At 65.9% G+C, this 14947-nt stretch carries 14 protein-coding genes and 1 other RNA gene; 7 read left to right on the top strand and 8 right to left on the bottom strand.

The annotated features are described in order from the left end of the window. Positions 1 to 17: 17 nt before the first annotated feature. From KIT25_20090 to ssrA, 3 genes are all read right to left on the bottom strand, one after another. Positions 18 to 1634, bottom strand: a complete 1617-nt coding sequence (locus KIT25_20090) for a fumarate hydratase (protein ID UYN94314.1) — start codon at positions 1632 to 1634, stop codon at positions 18 to 20. A gap of 57 nt (positions 1635 to 1691) precedes the next feature. Further along, complete coding sequence (locus KIT25_20085; protein UYN94313.1) at positions 1692 to 2243, bottom strand: hypothetical protein; 552 nt, start codon at positions 2241 to 2243, stop codon at positions 1692 to 1694. Positions 2244 to 2324: 81 nt separating this feature from the next. Beyond that, positions 2325 to 2651, bottom strand: a transfer-messenger RNA (tmRNA) gene (gene ssrA / locus KIT25_20080). Between the two features lie 79 nt (positions 2652 to 2730). Between ssrA and KIT25_20075 the strand changes: the two genes are divergently transcribed. Further along, complete coding sequence (locus tag KIT25_20075) at positions 2731 to 3666, top strand: FAD-dependent thymidylate synthase (GenBank protein UYN94312.1); 936 nt, start codon at positions 2731 to 2733, stop codon at positions 3664 to 3666. On the opposite strand, the gene KIT25_20070 is transcribed toward KIT25_20075, so the two are convergent. Next, positions 3658 to 4032, bottom strand: a complete 375-nt coding sequence (locus tag KIT25_20070; protein UYN94311.1) for a nuclear transport factor 2 family protein — start codon at positions 4030 to 4032, stop codon at positions 3658 to 3660. The genes KIT25_20075 and KIT25_20070 overlap by 9 nt on opposite strands. A gap of 53 nt (positions 4033 to 4085) precedes the next feature. On the opposite strand from KIT25_20070, the gene KIT25_20065 reads away from it, so the two are divergent. Beyond that, the gene (locus tag KIT25_20065; protein UYN94310.1) at positions 4086 to 4637 is read left to right on the top strand and encodes an N-acetyltransferase; all 552 of its coding nucleotides are present in this window, start codon (positions 4086 to 4088) and stop codon (positions 4635 to 4637) included. A gap of 1 nt (position 4638) precedes the next feature. On the opposite strand, the gene apbC is transcribed toward KIT25_20065, so the two are convergent. Next, the gene (apbC, locus tag KIT25_20060) at positions 4639 to 5784 is read right to left on the bottom strand and encodes an iron-sulfur cluster carrier protein ApbC (protein ID UYN94309.1); all 1146 of its coding nucleotides are present in this window, start codon (positions 5782 to 5784) and stop codon (positions 4639 to 4641) included. A 123-nt stretch (positions 5785 to 5907) separates the two neighbouring features. Here apbC and hflK point away from each other — a divergent pair, with 123 nt between their 5' ends. From hflK to KIT25_20045, 3 genes are all read left to right on the top strand, one after another. Then, complete coding sequence (gene hflK, locus KIT25_20055; protein ID UYN94308.1) at positions 5908 to 7110, top strand: FtsH protease activity modulator HflK; 1203 nt, start codon at positions 5908 to 5910, stop codon at positions 7108 to 7110. After that, positions 7107 to 7991, top strand: a complete 885-nt coding sequence (gene hflC, locus KIT25_20050; GenBank protein ID UYN94307.1) for a protease modulator HflC — start codon at positions 7107 to 7109, stop codon at positions 7989 to 7991. Before hflK ends, hflC begins: the two co-directional genes overlap by 4 nt. Positions 7992 to 8230: 239 nt before the next feature. Beyond that, positions 8231 to 9685 (top strand): DegQ family serine endoprotease, encoded by a 1455-nt coding sequence (locus KIT25_20045; GenBank protein UYN94306.1) that lies wholly within the window; start codon positions 8231 to 8233, stop codon positions 9683 to 9685. A 378-nt stretch (positions 9686 to 10063) separates the two neighbouring features. On the opposite strand, the gene KIT25_20040 is transcribed toward KIT25_20045, so the two are convergent. Then, entirely contained in the window at positions 10064 to 11068 is a 1005-nt protein-coding gene (locus KIT25_20040) for an NADP-dependent oxidoreductase (GenBank protein UYN94305.1), read from the bottom strand. Next, on the bottom strand, positions 11065 to 11820 hold the full coding sequence (gene serB, locus KIT25_20035; protein ID UYN97997.1) for a phosphoserine phosphatase SerB: 756 nt from the start codon (positions 11818 to 11820) through the stop codon (positions 11065 to 11067). The genes KIT25_20040 and serB overlap by 4 nt, the downstream gene beginning before the upstream one ends. A gap of 139 nt (positions 11821 to 11959) precedes the next feature. Between serB and miaA the strand changes: the two genes are divergently transcribed. Beyond that, entirely contained in the window at positions 11960 to 12895 is a 936-nt protein-coding gene (gene miaA, locus KIT25_20030) for a tRNA (adenosine(37)-N6)-dimethylallyltransferase MiaA (GenBank protein ID UYN94304.1), read from the top strand. A gap of 179 nt (positions 12896 to 13074) precedes the next feature. After that, on the top strand, positions 13075 to 13500 hold the full coding sequence (locus KIT25_20025; protein UYN94303.1) for a hypothetical protein: 426 nt from the start codon (positions 13075 to 13077) through the stop codon (positions 13498 to 13500). A gap of 374 nt (positions 13501 to 13874) precedes the next feature. On the opposite strand, the gene KIT25_20020 is transcribed toward KIT25_20025, so the two are convergent. Further along, on the bottom strand, positions 13875 to 14747 hold the full coding sequence (locus KIT25_20020; GenBank protein UYN94302.1) for an IS1595 family transposase: 873 nt from the start codon (positions 14745 to 14747) through the stop codon (positions 13875 to 13877). Positions 14748 to 14947: the final 200 nt, after the last annotated feature.

Raw genomic sequence — 14947 nt, 5'->3', positions numbered from 1 at the left:
CCCGGGGTTCTCCTTTTTCAGATTCTGAGCTCGCCGAAGAAGTCGTTGCCCTTGTCGTCGGTGACGATGAAGGCGGGAAAATCCTCGACCTCGATGCGCCAGATCGCCTCCATGCCGAGCTCGGGATACTCCAGTACCTCGACCTTCCTGATGCAGTTCTTGGCGAGGATGGCCGCCGGTCCGCCGATCGAGCCGAGATAGAAGCCGCCGTGCTTCTTGCAGGCGTCGACCACCTGCTTGCTGCGGTTGCCCTTGGCCAGCATGACCATCGAGCCGCCGTGCGCCTGGAAAAGATCGACGTAGGAATCCATGCGTCCGGCCGTGGTCGGGCCGAACGAGCCCGACGGCATGCCCTCCGGCGTCTTGGCTGGACCGGCGTAGTAGACGGGGAACTGCTTGAAGTAGTCGGGCAGGCCCTGGCCCGCGTCCAGCCGCTCCTTCAGCTTGGCGTGCGCCGAATCGCGGGCGACGATCAGGGTGCCGGTCAGATTCACGCGCGTTTTCACCGGATGCCGGGCCAGCACCGAAAGCGTGTGGGTCATGCCCTTGTTCAGGTCGACCGACACGACGCTGCCCGAAAGCTGCGCGGGTTCGACCTCGGGCAGGTAGTGCGCCGGATTGGTCTCGAGCTGCTCGAGGAAGATGCCGTCGCGCGTGATCTTGCCCATGGCCTGGCGGTCGGCGGAGCACGAGACGCCGAGACCGATCGGCACGGAGGCGCCGTGGCGGGCGATCCGGATCACGCGCACGTCGTGGCAGAAATATTTTCCGCCGAACTGCGCGCCGATGCCCATCTGCCGCGTCAACTCCAGCACCTTTCGCTCCATCTCGCGGTCGCGGATGGCGACGCCCTTGTCGTTGCCCGCGCCCGGCAGGTCGTCGAGGTAGCGCGTCGAGGCGAGCTTCACCGTCTTGAGATTCATCTCGGCCGAGGTGCCGCCGACCACGATGGCGAGATGGTAGGGCGGGCAGGCCGCAGTGCCGAGCGTGCGGATTTGCGCGTCGAGGAACTTGAGCAACGCGGCCTCGTTCAGCACGGCCGGCGTCTGCTGGTAGAGATAGCTCTTGTTGGCCGAGCCGCCGCCCTTGGCGATGAACAGGAATTTGTAGGCGTCGCCGTCGGTCGCGTAGATGTCGATCTGCGCCGGCAGGTTGGTGCCGGTCTGCACTTCCTTGAACATCGACAGCGGCGAGACCTGGCTGTAGCGCAGGTTGGTCTCGGTGTAGGTCTTGAACACACCCCGCGCGATGGCCGCCTCGTCGCCGCCGCCCGTCCACACCGCCTGACCCTTCTTGCCCATGACGATGGCGGTGCCCGTGTCCTGGCACATTGGCAGTACGCCGCCGGCAGCGATGTTGGCGTTCTTCAACAGCTCGAGCGCCACGTACTTGTCGTTGGGCGAGGCCTCACCGTCGTCGAGGATGTTGCGCAGTTGCCGGAGATGGCCCGGCCGCAGCAGGTGGGAGATGTCCTTGAACGCCTCGGCGGTGAGCAGCGTCAGCGCCTCGGGATCGACTGTCAGGACCTCGCGGCCGTTGAACCGGGCGACGCCGACGTGGGCGGATGAGAGTTTGCGGTAGGGCGTGTTGTCCTTGCCGCTGGGGAACATTTCCTGGAACTGGAAATCGGGCATGTCTTCTCCGGGCGCGCAAAATCGACGGCGCGTTAAGCCGCAAAAGCCAGCTTGCGTCTACTTCTTTCGGAAGCTGTCGAGCTTGACGACCTTCGAGACCTGCTCGGTCTTTTCCGCCTCCGCGCCCGCCGGCGCGGCCTCGGCGGGCGACTTGGCATCGGCCGCCGGGGCGCCGAGGGACGGTCGCTTCTCCGGTGCTGGCAAGGGCGTCGGCGGTGCGGCGGCGGGATCGGCTTTTCCTCCAGTCGCGGGCTTGTCCTTGCGGTCGAACTGCAGGCCAAATCGCACCGACGGATCGACGAAGGCCGACAACGCCGCGAACGGCACCTTGATCCGCTCCTGCTGCTTGTTGAAGCTGACCGTCACGCCGAAGAACTCTTCCTCGATCACCAGATCCCAGTACTGGTGCTGCAGGACGATAGTCATCTCCTCCGGATACTTGGCGCGCAAATACTCCGGCAACTGGACGCCGGGATCGGTGCTCCGGAATGAAATGTAGAAGTGATGCGAGCCGGGCAGGCCCTTGTCTGCGACCTGGCGCAGCACGCGGCGCACGACGCTGCGCAGCGCGTCGTCGACGAGGGCGTCGTAGTGAAAGCGATCGTTCATGGCCTGCCGGAATTTCCGCGGAGCATCGACCCGCGATCTGCGAGAGTCAATCGCATCGACATGCGAAGATGCGTGTGAAAGTGGGAGGGGCTTCTGTTGCCCGGTGCCCCTCCCGGAACCGCGCTTACGTCCGCTGTTTAGGCGGCAGCAGCGAGTGCAACGTCGTTATCGTTGGCACTTGTGTGTGGCCCTTTGCGGCGGAACCATGCCGGGCAAAAACCGCGCCTTTACCACGCTCGTCGATCCTGTTTCGCCCCCATCGATTCCGCCTCGACGAGGCGGAGGAGAATGGTGGAGGCGCCGGGTACCGCCCCCGGGTCCGAAACGCTTATGCCACGCGGCGTTTATCGCCATAGTCGGTTGCCCGACATTGCCAATATAGGCATTCCGCCGGGCTTTTTGAAGGCGTTGCTCTACCCGCCGATTTCCCCATGGAAGCGCATCGCCGCGGCCAATAGAGTCCGCGACCAACCAAGGACAAGCGACGATGCCCCTCTCCACCGAGCAACAGGCCGAGATCGACCAGGCGCGCGACGACACGCAGCCGACGCGGCGCCCGATCGCGCCCGCCCTCGAGGAGATTCTCTACCAGGCTCTGCCGGTGCTCGATCACGGCTTCGTCCGGGTGATCGACTACATGGGCGACGACGCGGCGGTGGTGCAGGCGGCCCGCGTTTCCTACGGACGCGGCACCAAGAAGGTCAGCGAGGATCGCGGGCTGATCAACTACCTCATGCGCCATCGCCACACGACGCCGTTCGAGATGTGCGAGATCAAGTACCATGTGAAGCTGCCGATCTTCGTTGCACGGCAGTGGATTCGCCATCGCACGGCGAACGTGAACGAGTACTCGGCGCGCTACTCGATCCTCGACAACGAGTTCTACGTCCCCCGCCCCGAGCATCTCGCGGCCCAGAGCAAGGCCAACCGCCAGGGCCGCGAGCGGGTGCTGGCTGGCAAGGAGGCCGAGCGCGTCTTCTCGCTCCTCAAGAAGGACGCCGAGCTGGTCTACGAGCACTACATGGAGATGCTGAACGAGGGGGAGAGCGGCGAACCACTCGATCCGGAGCGCTCCGGCCTGGCGCGCGAGCTCGCGCGCATGAACCTGTCGCTCGCCTTCTATACGCAGTGGTACTGGAAGACCAACCTGCACAACCTCATGCATTTCCTGTCGCTGCGCGCCGACGCCCACGCCCAGTACGAAATCCGGGTCTATGCCGACGTCATGATCGATACGCTGCGGCGTTGGTGTCCGATCTGCCACGATGCCTTCGCAGAATACCGGATGGGCGGCGCGCAGCTCTCGAAGACCGGTCTCGCCGCGGTCAAGCGCATGATTGCCGGCGAGAAGGTCGACCAGAAATCGAGCGGCCTCAATCCGCGCGAGTGGCGCGAGCTAATGGCCGCCCTGGGCCTAGGATAGGCTCGGCCGCATTGTCTGACCGGCGGCCCACAGCCAGCGGCCGTCAGTTTTCTTGAACACGCAGAGCGACTTGAAGGTCGCGATGATCTCACGGCCGCCCATGGCGAAATGGTCGTCCAGCACCATGGTGGCGACGGCGACGTCGCCCAACTGGCGGACATCCAGGTCGCTCACCTTCTGGCTGCGGAAGATCAGCCGGCCTGAGGTACAGCCATTCTCGATATAGCCCGCCTTGTCGAACTTGTAGCCGCCCGCGGTGACGTTGACGAAGTCGGCATGCAGCAGGGCCGCCATGTCGTCGGCCGAGCGGCGCCTTAGGGCGTCCGCCTTGGCCAGCAGCACGGCGTGGATTTCGTCGGTGAGCATCCCACTACGCTAGAACATTGAGCGCGGCATTGTCCGCTGCCATAAATGGCGTCATGCAAAAGGTTCCCGGCCGCCTCCGGCTGATCCGCGAGCGTCCGCGTGATTCACAGGCGATCGAGGAGATGACCGCGGCTGCCTTCGGGCCGGACCGCATGCACAAGACCGTCTATCGCCTGCGCGAGGATGTGCCGCCGATCAGGGATCTCTGCTTCGTGGCGCTCGATCAGAGGAGCCGGCTGGTGGCGTCGATCCGCAACTGGCCGATCCTGGTCAACGAACGGTGGCCTGCGGTGCTGCTCGGGCCGCTGGCGATCTCGCCGGAGCTGCGTGGTCTCGGCTACGGCAAGGCGCTGATGTGGCACTCGATGGCGCAATCGCGCATGCAGGGCCACAGTCGCATCGTCCTGGTCGGCGATCCCGAATACTACAACCAGTTCGGCTTCCGCCGCGACCTGGCATTGAACATCCAGCTGCCCGGTTGGGTCGAGGAGCGTCGCTTCCTTGCGCTGGAACTGGTCGCCGGCGCCATGATCGGCGTGCACGGCATGATCGGCAAGTGGCGGACGCCGCGACGAGCGGCAGCGAAACGAAGGAAGCGGGCCTAAGTCAGCGCACGACGATGCGCGGCGCCGCGCGTGGGCCGCGCTGGTTGGACGACAATTGCTTCCACACCCGGCCGGCGATGTTCTTGTAGATCTGGGCATGCGCGCCGTCGGGCCGGGCGACCACGATCGGGTGGCCGCTGTCGGACGTCGTGCGGATGTCGAGGTGCAGGGGTATCTCGCCGAGAAACGGCACGCCCATCCTGTCGGCTTCCTCGCGCGCGCCGCCATGGCCGAAAATCTCAGAGCGCTCGCCGCACTTGGGGCACAGGAAGTAGCTCATGTTCTCGACGATGCCGAGCACCGGCACGGCCACCTTGCGGAACATGCTCAGCCCCTTGCGCGCGTCGACCAGCGCGATGTCCTGCGGCGTCGAGACGATCACGGCGCCGGCCAGCGCGACCCGCTGAGCGAGCGTGAGCTGGGCGTCGCCGGTGCCGGGCGGCATGTCGACCACCAGCACGTCGAGCTCGCCCCATTGCACGTCGCGCAGCATCTGCTCGAGCGCGCTCGACACCATGGGGCCACGCCAGATCATCGGGGTATCCTCGGCGACGATGTAGCCGATCGACATGGTGCGCAGCCCATAGCGCTCGATCGGCTTCAGCAACTTGCCGTCGAGCGATTCGGGTTTCTCCTTGACCGCCAGCATGCGCGGCATGGAGGGCCCGTAGATGTCGGCGTCGAGCAGGCCCGTCGCGACGCCGTTGGCGGCGAGGCCGAGCGCGAGGTTGACCGCCGTCGTCGATTTGCCGACGCCGCCCTTGCCCGACGCCACGGCGATGATGTGCTTCACGCCGGGCACCTCGATGCGGCCGCCGCCCGGCGCGGTTTGGCCCCGGCCGTGCGTGTGGCCGTGTCCGTGCCCCGGGCGCGCCGCGGGTTTGGCCGCGGGGGCAGCGCGTTCAGCGGTCATCACCGCGGTCGCCGACAAGACGTCGGGCAAGGTACGCACCGCCTGTTCGCAAGCCTGACGCAGCGGCTCGAGCGAGGGCCCCCGCGTCGGATCGACGTCGAGCGTGATCGCGACATGGCCGCCGCGCGTCGCGATGCCGCTCACCATGCCGGCGGCGACGACACTCTTGCCGCTGGCCGGATCGATCACGGCGTCGAGAGCGGCGCGAACTGCCTGCTCCGTGATGTCCGCCATGGTGGCCCGCTCCCGTCCCGCAATAATGTGTCGTGCCCGCTTGATTGCAGGTGCGTCCGTCGTCACATATATGCAGCGCGAAGCGAAAGCAAAGGCCGGCAGGGGCGACGTTCGAGGTGACGAATGGCGTGGAACAACAATAGCGGCGGCCCGTGGGGCGGCGGTGGTGGCGGCGGCGGCCCGTGGGGCGGCGGTCGAGGCGGCGGCGGCGGCGGCGGTGGCGGTGGTCCGTTCGGATCGCGCCGGCCTCCCGACATGGAAGACGTCATTCGCAAGGGCCAGGAACGCCTGAAGAATCTCATTCCGGGCGGCTTCGGCTCGATCAAGGGCATCATCCTCGTCGTGCTGGCCGCGCTGGTGGTCTGGATGCTCACCGGCTTCTTCCGGGTGCAGCCCAACCAGCAGGCGATTCAGCTCGTCTTCGGCAAGCCCTACGGCAAGCCGGTCGAGCCGGGCCTGCACTACAACCCGCCGGGCCCGATCGGGCGCGTCGTCGTCGTTAACGTGCAGGATCAGCGGCGCACCGTGGTCGGCTCGCGTGCCGCCACCGAGCGCGGGCCGTTCAATCGCGGCGCCACCCGTCCGACCACGACCGAGAACCTGATGCTGACCGGCGACGAGAACATCCTCGACATCGAGTTTGCCGTGCTGTGGCAGGTCAAGGACGTCTTCAAGTTCGCCTTCGCCGTGCGCAACGGCGAGGAGGCGGTGCGCTGGGGCGCCGAGGCCGCCATGCGCGAGGTCATCGGCAAGTCGAACCTGCAGTTCGCCCAGACCGAGGGTCGCACCCGCATCGAGCAGGACACCAAGGACCTGCTGCAGCGCATTCTCGACGAATATGGTCTGGGGGCACGCATCGCCCAGGTGCAGCTCTTGCGTGTCGACCCGCCGCAGGAGGTCATCGCGGCCTTCCGCGACGTGCAGGCGGCGCGCGCCGACAAGGAGCGCAGCATCAACGAGGCCAACACCTACCGTAACCAGGTCCTGCCACGGGCCAAGGGCGAGGCCGAGTCGATCATCCAGCGGGCCGAGGGCTACAAGGCCCAGACCGTCGCCCGTGCCAAGGGCGACGCCGAGCGCTTCACCCAGGTCTACGATCAGTACGTCAAGGCCAAGGACATCACGTCCGAGCGTCTCTACATCGAAGCCATCGAGGAAGTGTTGCGCAACGTGAACAAGGTGATGGTCGATCGCAACAGCGCGGGCCCCGGCGTGATACCCTACCTGGCGTTGCCCGAGCTGCGATCCGGCCAACCGCCGGCGGCCGGCGCACCGCGGTCCCCGGCCCAGCCCCAGCCCCAGCCGCAGGCGGGAGGCACGCGATGAGCAACCGTGCCATCATCGGGCTGATCGCGCTCGCGGTCGCCATCTTCCTGGTCACCCAGACCTTCTACAGTATCGATCCGACCAAGCAGGTGCTGGTCCGCCAGTTCGGCGCCATCGTCGGCAACCCCAAGACCGAACCCGGTCTCTACGTCAAGGTGCCGCTGATCCAGGACATCCAGCGCATCGATCGCCGGCTGCTCGACTACGAGGCCGAGGAGTTCGAAATCATCGCCGGCGACCAGAAGCGTCTGGTCGTCGACGCCTATGCCCGGTACCGCATCCTGAACGCCAAGCTGTTTGCCGAGACCGTTCCGGGCGGCGAACCGACACTCCGCGGCCTGCTCGATTCGCTGATCAATTCAGAGATTCGCGGCGTCCTGTCGGGCGTGCCCCTGCATGCCGTGCTCACCGAGCAACGTGCCGGTTTGATGGACCAGATCACCCGGCGAGTCGACGCCAAGACCCGAGATCTCGGCGTCGAGGTGGTGGACGTCCGCATCCGGCGTGCCGATCTGCCGGCGGCCAACTCGCAATCCGTTTTCAATCGCATGAAGACGGATCGCGAGCGCGAGGCCGGTCAGCTGCGCGCCGAAGGCGACGAGGAGAACCAGCGCATCAAGGCAACCGCCGACCGCGAGGTGGCGGTGATCAAGGCCGATGCCGGCCTGACTGCTCAGATCACCATGGGTGCGGCCGACGGCGAAGCGACCAAGATCTATGCCGACACCTTCAGCAAGGATCAGCAGTTCTATGCCTTCTGGCGACGCATGGAGGCCTACAAGCAGTCGTTCGGTGGCGGGACCTCGACCATGATCCTGAGCCCCGACAGCGACTTTTTCCGGTACTTCAACGACCCGGCCGGTACGGCGGCGACCAAGTGAACCAGGGTCCGGGCGGCTGTGGCAGACTTGCCACGCCGCCCGGATTTTTTCGTGGCAGGGTCGGAAAAGCCTGCAACGGCGATGACATAACGGCCTCTTTATTTGCGCCACAATCGGCCCTCATGTAGACGTGGGTCGAAGTTGCGGCGCCGGCCGTTTTCCGACCGATTGGCCTTGAGCGCCGCTGGAGGTCGGACGTGATTCTCGTTGATTTTGCTGTGTATTCGAGAGGGGTCGCCTTGGCGGCCGTTGCCGCTGTTGGCTTGGCGCTGGCGCCGCCCGCGCTGGGCCGCGACACGCCGCGAAGCTTCGCCGCGCTGGTCGACGAACTGATGCCGACCGTCGTCAACATCACGACGACGCAGAACGTGCCGCAACAAGGGCCGCGCCTGCGCGACATGCCTCAACTGCCGCCGGGCTCGCCGTTCGAGGAGCTGTTCAAGGAATTCTTCGATCGTCGCGGCGGCAGCGAGGAGCAGCAGCGGCGTCGTGGCACGTCGCTGGGCTCGGGCTTCATCATCGACGGCGACGGCTACATCATCACCAACAACCACGTCATCCAGGGCGCCGAGGACATCACGGTCATCCTGCGCGACGATACCCAGCTCAAGGCCAAGCTGATCGGCTCCGACAGCCGCATCGACGTGGCGTTGCTCAAGGTCGAGCCGCCGGGCAAGAAGCCGCTGCCGGCGGTCAAGTTCGGCGATTCGGACAAGATCAGGATCGGCGATTGGGTGATTGCCATCGGCAACCCGTTCGGCCTTGGCCACAGCGTCACGGCCGGTATCATCTCGGCCCGCGGTCGGTCGCTCGGCACCGAGGCGCTCGACGACTACCTGCAGACCGATGCCGCGATCAACAAGGGCAATTCAGGCGGCCCGCTGTTCAACGAGGACGGCGAGGTGGTCGGCGTGAACACCGCCATCTACTCGCCATCGGGCGCCAACGCGGGTCTCGCCTTCTCGATTCCGTCGAATATCGTGCGCGACATCGCCGACCAGATTCGCGAGTACGGGCGGGTCCGGCGCGGCTGGGTCGGCGTCAGCTACCAGAGCGTGACCGAAGACATCGCCGACAGCTTCGGGCTCGACAAGGCGCGGGGCGTGCTGGTCGCCAATGTCGTAGCCGACGGTCCCGCCGCCAAGGCGGGCATCAAGCGCAACGACATCATTCTCAGGTTCGCCGGCCAGGACATCGCCGATCTGCGGCGCTTTCCCCGCCTGGTCGCCAATGCCCGGGTCGGCAGCAACGTCGATGTCGTGGTCTGGCGGCAGGGCAAGGAGCAGACGCTCAAGCTCCGGATCGGCGAACAGGACGAGCCGGAGAAGCAAAACGTGTCGGCTCAAGGCGGAGCCAGAAAGCCGGGAGGGGCGGCCGACCAGCCGGTCGTCTCGACCATCGAACAGCTTGGCCTTACGCTGCAGAAGCCGACCGACCAGCTGCGCGAGAAGTTCGGCCTCTCCGACAACGTCAAGGGCGTGGTCATCACCAAGGTGGCGCCCAACAGCCCGGCTGCCGACAAGCAACTCCAGGCCGGCGACGTCATCCTCGAGGTCGACCAGAAGGCGGTGGCGTCACCCCAGGAGGTGAGCGACATCGTCGGCAAGCTGCAGGCGCAGAAGAAGCGGTCGGTCCTGCTCTTCGTCGAGCGACAGGGCGACCCGCGCTTCGCGGCGCTGAGGCTGACGAAGTAGCCAGAGAAAAGCGGATCTCGGGCCCGGCACCGCTTCGGGTGCCCCTCGGGCGGGTTCGCGCAGTTTCCGCAGTTTCCGCAACGGATTCTGCGGCGTGTGTCTTGTGTCTCGATGAGACATTCGGTCGATTATCTATTCATATCAGTGATTTACGATGTCCCACGAGGTGAGACATCGATGAGACATCCGCATCCGCGGCGCCTGTGGATGAGTGGACACCGAGGACTGCAGGGGACTGCTAGGACTCGAGGACGAATCGACTCGGATGCCGATGGCATCTGCATCCGAGCTGTCCTCGCCTGTGAGGACCCGCGAAGGACCCCGTGGGGTGTCCTGTGGCCCGACGCGGCCGGCGGCCGAAACGCGGTCCGCCGTGCCTCAACTCACCTTGACGACCAGCTTGCCGAAATTCTCGCCTCGCAGAAGGCCGATGAAGGCCTGCGGGGCTCGATCGAGGCCGTCGATCACGGTCTCGCGCACCTTCAGTTTGCCGGCCTTCACCAGGCCGCCGACCTCGGCCACGAATTCGCCCATCAGGCCGACATGGTCGGAGATGATGAAGCCCTGCAGGGTGAGGCGCTTCTGCACGATCGCGAACATCTTGGGCGGGCCGGCGATCGGCTCCTTGTCCTGATACTCCGAAATGGCCCCGCAGAAGGCGACCCGGCCGAAATTGTTGAGCCGGGCGAAGACCGCGTGGAAGATCGGCCCGCCGACATTCTCGAAGTCGCCGTCGATGCCCTGCGGGCAGAGCTTGTCCAGCACCGCGCCGTAGTCGCCCTCGGTCCTGTGGTTGAAGCAGGAATCGTATCCCGCCTCGCGCACCGCCCACCGGCATTTCTCGTCGTCGCCGGCACAGCCAACGACGTGCGCGCCCGAGAGCTTGGCGAGCTGGCCCGCGACCTGGCCGACGGCGCCGGTCGCCGCCGAGACGAACACCGTCTCGCCCGCCTTGGGCTTGCAGATCTGGCGGATGCCGTACCAGGCGGTGAAGGAGGGCATGCCGAGCACGCCGAGATGGGCCGACAGCGGTGCTGCGCCAGGATCGATCTTGCGCAGGCCCTTGCCGTCATGGACGGTGTGCGTCGCCCAGTTCAGCATGCCGATCACGGCATCGCCCTTGGCGTATCTCGGGTTCCTCGACTCGACGACCTCGCCGATCGCGCCGCCGGTCAGGGGCTTGTCGAGTTCGAAGGCGGGCGTGTAGGACCGCAGCTCCGTCATGCGCGGCCGCATATAGGGATCGAGCGACAGGAAGCGTGAGCGCACCAGGATCTGGCCGTCGGCCAGCGCCGGCAGCCTTGTCTCCTCGCGGCGGAAGCAGTCGGGCGTGACGGCGCCCGCCGGGCGCTTGGCGAGCACGATCTGGACGGCGTCGGTCATGGGTCCTTCCTCTCGATGAAGTCGCGGCGGCGATAGCCCTGCAGGTAGAGCAGGGCGGTGAGGTCGCCGTGATCGATGCGGGCACGCACCTGCGCCGCGACCGCCGGCTTGGCCCGGTAGGCGACGCCAAGCCCGGCCGCCTGCAGCATCGGCAGGTCGTTGGCGCCGTCGCCGACGGCAAGCGTCGCTTCGAGGGCCAGGCCACGCTCGTCGGCCAGCCGTCGCAGTGTCGCGAGCTTGGCCTCCTTGCCGAGGATGGGCGCCTCGACCGTTCCCGCAAGCGTGCGGCCGTCATGGTTCAGCACGTTTGCCGCATCGAGCTCGAAGCCCAGCCTCTCGCGCACCGGCCCGGTGAAATGGGTGAAGCCCCCCGACACCAGCGCACAGAAGGCGCCGTTGGCCTTCATGGTGGCGATCATCGTCGCGCCGCCCGGGGTGTAGCGGATGCGGTGCGCCGCCTCGTCGAGCCTGCCGACGGCAAGCCCCTTCAGCAGGCCCACTCTCGCGCGCAACGCGCCGGCGAAATCGATCTCGCCGTTCATGGCGCGGGCCGTGATGCCGGCGATCCTCTCGCGCAGGCCGAGAAACTCGGCAAGCTCGTCGAGCATCTCGTTTTCGATCATGGTCGATTCCATGTCGGCGACGAGCAGCTTCTTGCGCCGCCCGTCGCTCGGCACGATCACCGCATCGACGCCGGGTAGCAGCACCTCGCTTGCCGCGCCGTCGAACGGCAGGTCGCAGGCGTGGCCCATATCGAGCCAGCGGGGCGCGCCGACGCTGGCGCCGCCGGCACGCAGGGCCTCGGTCGCGGCCTGCAGGATGGCATCGTCGAGGCGGCCGATCAGGACGAGGGTGTTCTTCACGCTCCGGCTCTAGCAAACTGCGTCGCGCATGGAAAAGCCTTCCGTCGTCGTCATCGCCGGGCCGACCGCGAGCGGCAAGTCTGCGCTGGCGCTCGCCCTCGCCGGGCGGCGGCGCGGCACGGTGATCAACGCCGACGCCATGCAGACCTACGACGCCTTTCCGATCCTGACGGCGCAGCCCACGGCGATCGAACGCGCGCGCGCTCCGCACGTGCTGTACGGCGTGTTGCCGCTCGGCGAAACGCTGTCGGCGGCGCGTTGGCGCGCTCTCGCGGCGGCTGAGATCGATGCCTGCCTGGCGCACGGCCGCCTGCCGATCCTGTGCGGCGGTTCCGGCCTCTATCTGCGCACGCTGATGCGCGGCATCTCCACCATCCCGCCGGTCCCCGAGAGTGCGCGCGACCGGGCCAACGCCGACTGGCAGGCGATGGGCGCCGAGGCCTTTCGGGCGCGTCTCGCCGAGCGCGACCCGGCCATCGTGGCGCGCCTCGAGCCCGGTGATCGCCAGCGCCATGTGCGGGCGTGGGAGGTGGTCGCCACGACCGGCCGGCCGCTCAGCGATTGGCAGACGGGGGAGGGAGAGGTGGCGCCCTGGCGCTTCGCGACGGTGCTGCTGTCGCCCGACCGGGCGTGGCTGCGCGAGCGCATCGCGCGCCGGTTCGAGGCGATGCTCGAACAAGGCGTGCTGACCGAGGCGCGGGCCGTGTTCGACCGACACCCCGACCCACGCTGGCCCGGTCTGAAGGCGCATGGCGCGCCGGAGCTGTTCCGCCATTTTCGGGGCGAGTTGTCGCTCGACGACGTGCGTCGGATCGCCATCGATCACACCCGGCAATATGCCAAACGCCAGATGACGTGGTTCAAGCATCAGCTCACGCCAGATCTAGTGGTCGATCCCCGCTCAGCGGCAGCTTTGGCCTCGGTTGAGAAATATTTGGCGGATTATCCCTTAGAGACAGGGTAGAGACGATCAGCCCGACGCCTTCAAGACTAAATTGGCGCCGTAGAAATCGGGCGTTTTGGGAGGGCGTCGGCTTCCCGCCGGGATGAGAACATCGACGAGAACAAAGATTCCCGAGATTCCCTCCACGTGCTGTGGTCCAGCTCTTGCCAAGGGAACTCCACTCCACTAGGCTCCTCCCCATGATCGACGTGCCCACGACTCTCAGGAAGGAGCTTGCCGAGCTGGAGGCTAAGGCCGCCAAGATTCGGGCGCTGCTCCTCCATTACCCGCCCGCCCCTGGGGTGCGGCTTCGGGAGCGGACCACGCCTGTCCAGGTGTCGGCTCTCGCCGCTGCCCCGCCGGTCGCGAACGGTGCGCCGCGTCCGGCGTACACGCCGGGGGCAGAAACAAAGTTCGAGCGTGCGCGCAAGGCGGCGGTTTCGCTGGCCCAGGAAAGGGGCGGCACCGTCCACCGACTCGACATGCTCAATCGTCTGAAGGAACTCGGCATCATGGGGACTGAGACCAATCCGATGCAGACGCTCGCCAAGTTTCTGACCGAATGGTCGACCGATTTCGAGCGCCTTGGAGGCGGCAGTTACCGATTGCGTAACAAGGCCGACTAGGTCGCACGAAAAACGGCCCCGCACGGGGCCGTTCACCGGGAGCAGCGAGGGTGGCCACCCTCAAAACTCCTAGAGCCTAACCACCAGACCCGACCAGGGAGAAAGGTGATATGCCCATGTGGCGAGCCGTCTTGCCCAACTAGCTAGGGCTCCATCAGCTCGGCCGCTCGTGGTCGTCGGGGATAACCCCGGCGGCCACGGCGTGCTGACCACATGGTGAGTTCTATCCGAAATGCCAAAGAAAAAGAAGGACGGATTGACGCTAGCCGACGCCCAAAAGGGCGGTCGGCTTTCGGAGTTTGTGGATGAACAGACCAAGCGCTACCCCAAAGGGGCCGATCCAGTCGCCTTCGGGAAGTTGGTGGGCAAAGCATCTAAACCCGGCAAGAAGCCGAAAGCAGCCGGTCGAACATCCCGACGGGGTCGTGCCTCTGGCTAGCGCGAAAGGCGAACTCGCCAGCATAGACGCCGAGATACTTCCCGCTGACGTGAATGTGCGTTCCGTTGATCGACGCCTTCAGCCGGCCCCAGAAGTTCTCAATCGAATTCGTGTGCACGTCGCCGCGGACATACTCGTAGATGCCGTGGTTGACGCTCTCGTGATTCCATCCGGCCTGCCGCAGTAACTTGTAGCTGCGGTGTTGGTCGGTCATGACGCGCGAGCCTTTCTTGGCGACATTCGCCTCGATGGCGCCGCGAATGGAAGCCTGACGTGCATCCGGCAATTTGACCGCGCGAACACGTCCGCCACGTTCTTTCATGCCGATCAGAACCGTCTTGCCGGTCGAGCTGGGGCCACGCGTACCGTCGCGCTTGTTACCGCCGAAGTAGGCTTCGTCGATCTCGATGTCGCCACCCAGCAGGCCGCCGCCCGTCTCGCTGCCCATGAGTTCGCGGAGCTTGCGCGCGATGCGCCAGGCCGTTTTGTAGGTGACGCCAAGCTGGCGCTCCAGCTCCTTCGCCGGAACGCCGTGGCGCGTCGTGGTGAATAAGTACATGGCGTAAAACCACGTCTGGAGCGACGTGCGGCTATCCTCAAAGGGGGTTCCCACGCACGGGTAGAAATGGTCGCCGCAAAACTGGCAGGCATAAGCGCGACGGCCCTCTATCCGATAGAACCGAGCGTCCCTGCCGCACTTGGCGCACGTCATCCGTTCCCCGCCCATGCGCTTCGCCTTGATGGCCTCAAGGCACGCTTCATCGGTAGGGAACCGCTTAAAGAAATCCTTAACCGTGAAGCGTTCCATTGCCTCAATCCCTTGTGTTGAGGCACTTCTACGCCCGCGCCTTACCTTGTGTCAACGGGATAATCCGCAATATTTGACCAATTCAGAGGTCTAAAACTTTGCGTTTCGTGCCGTTTTTGGTTGACCCCTGTGGATACCGCCATTAGGTTCCGCCCGCCGCAAAACCCCGGGTTTTGCGGCGCATTTGTCAGAAGGAGACC

The sequence above is a fragment of the Enhydrobacter sp. genome (assembly GCA_025808875.1).
Lineage (GTDB): Bacteria > Pseudomonadota > Alphaproteobacteria > Reyranellales > Reyranellaceae > Reyranella.
The sequence above is the reverse complement of the archived record's forward strand: the minus strand, read 5'-3'. Positions and strand labels throughout refer to the sequence as shown.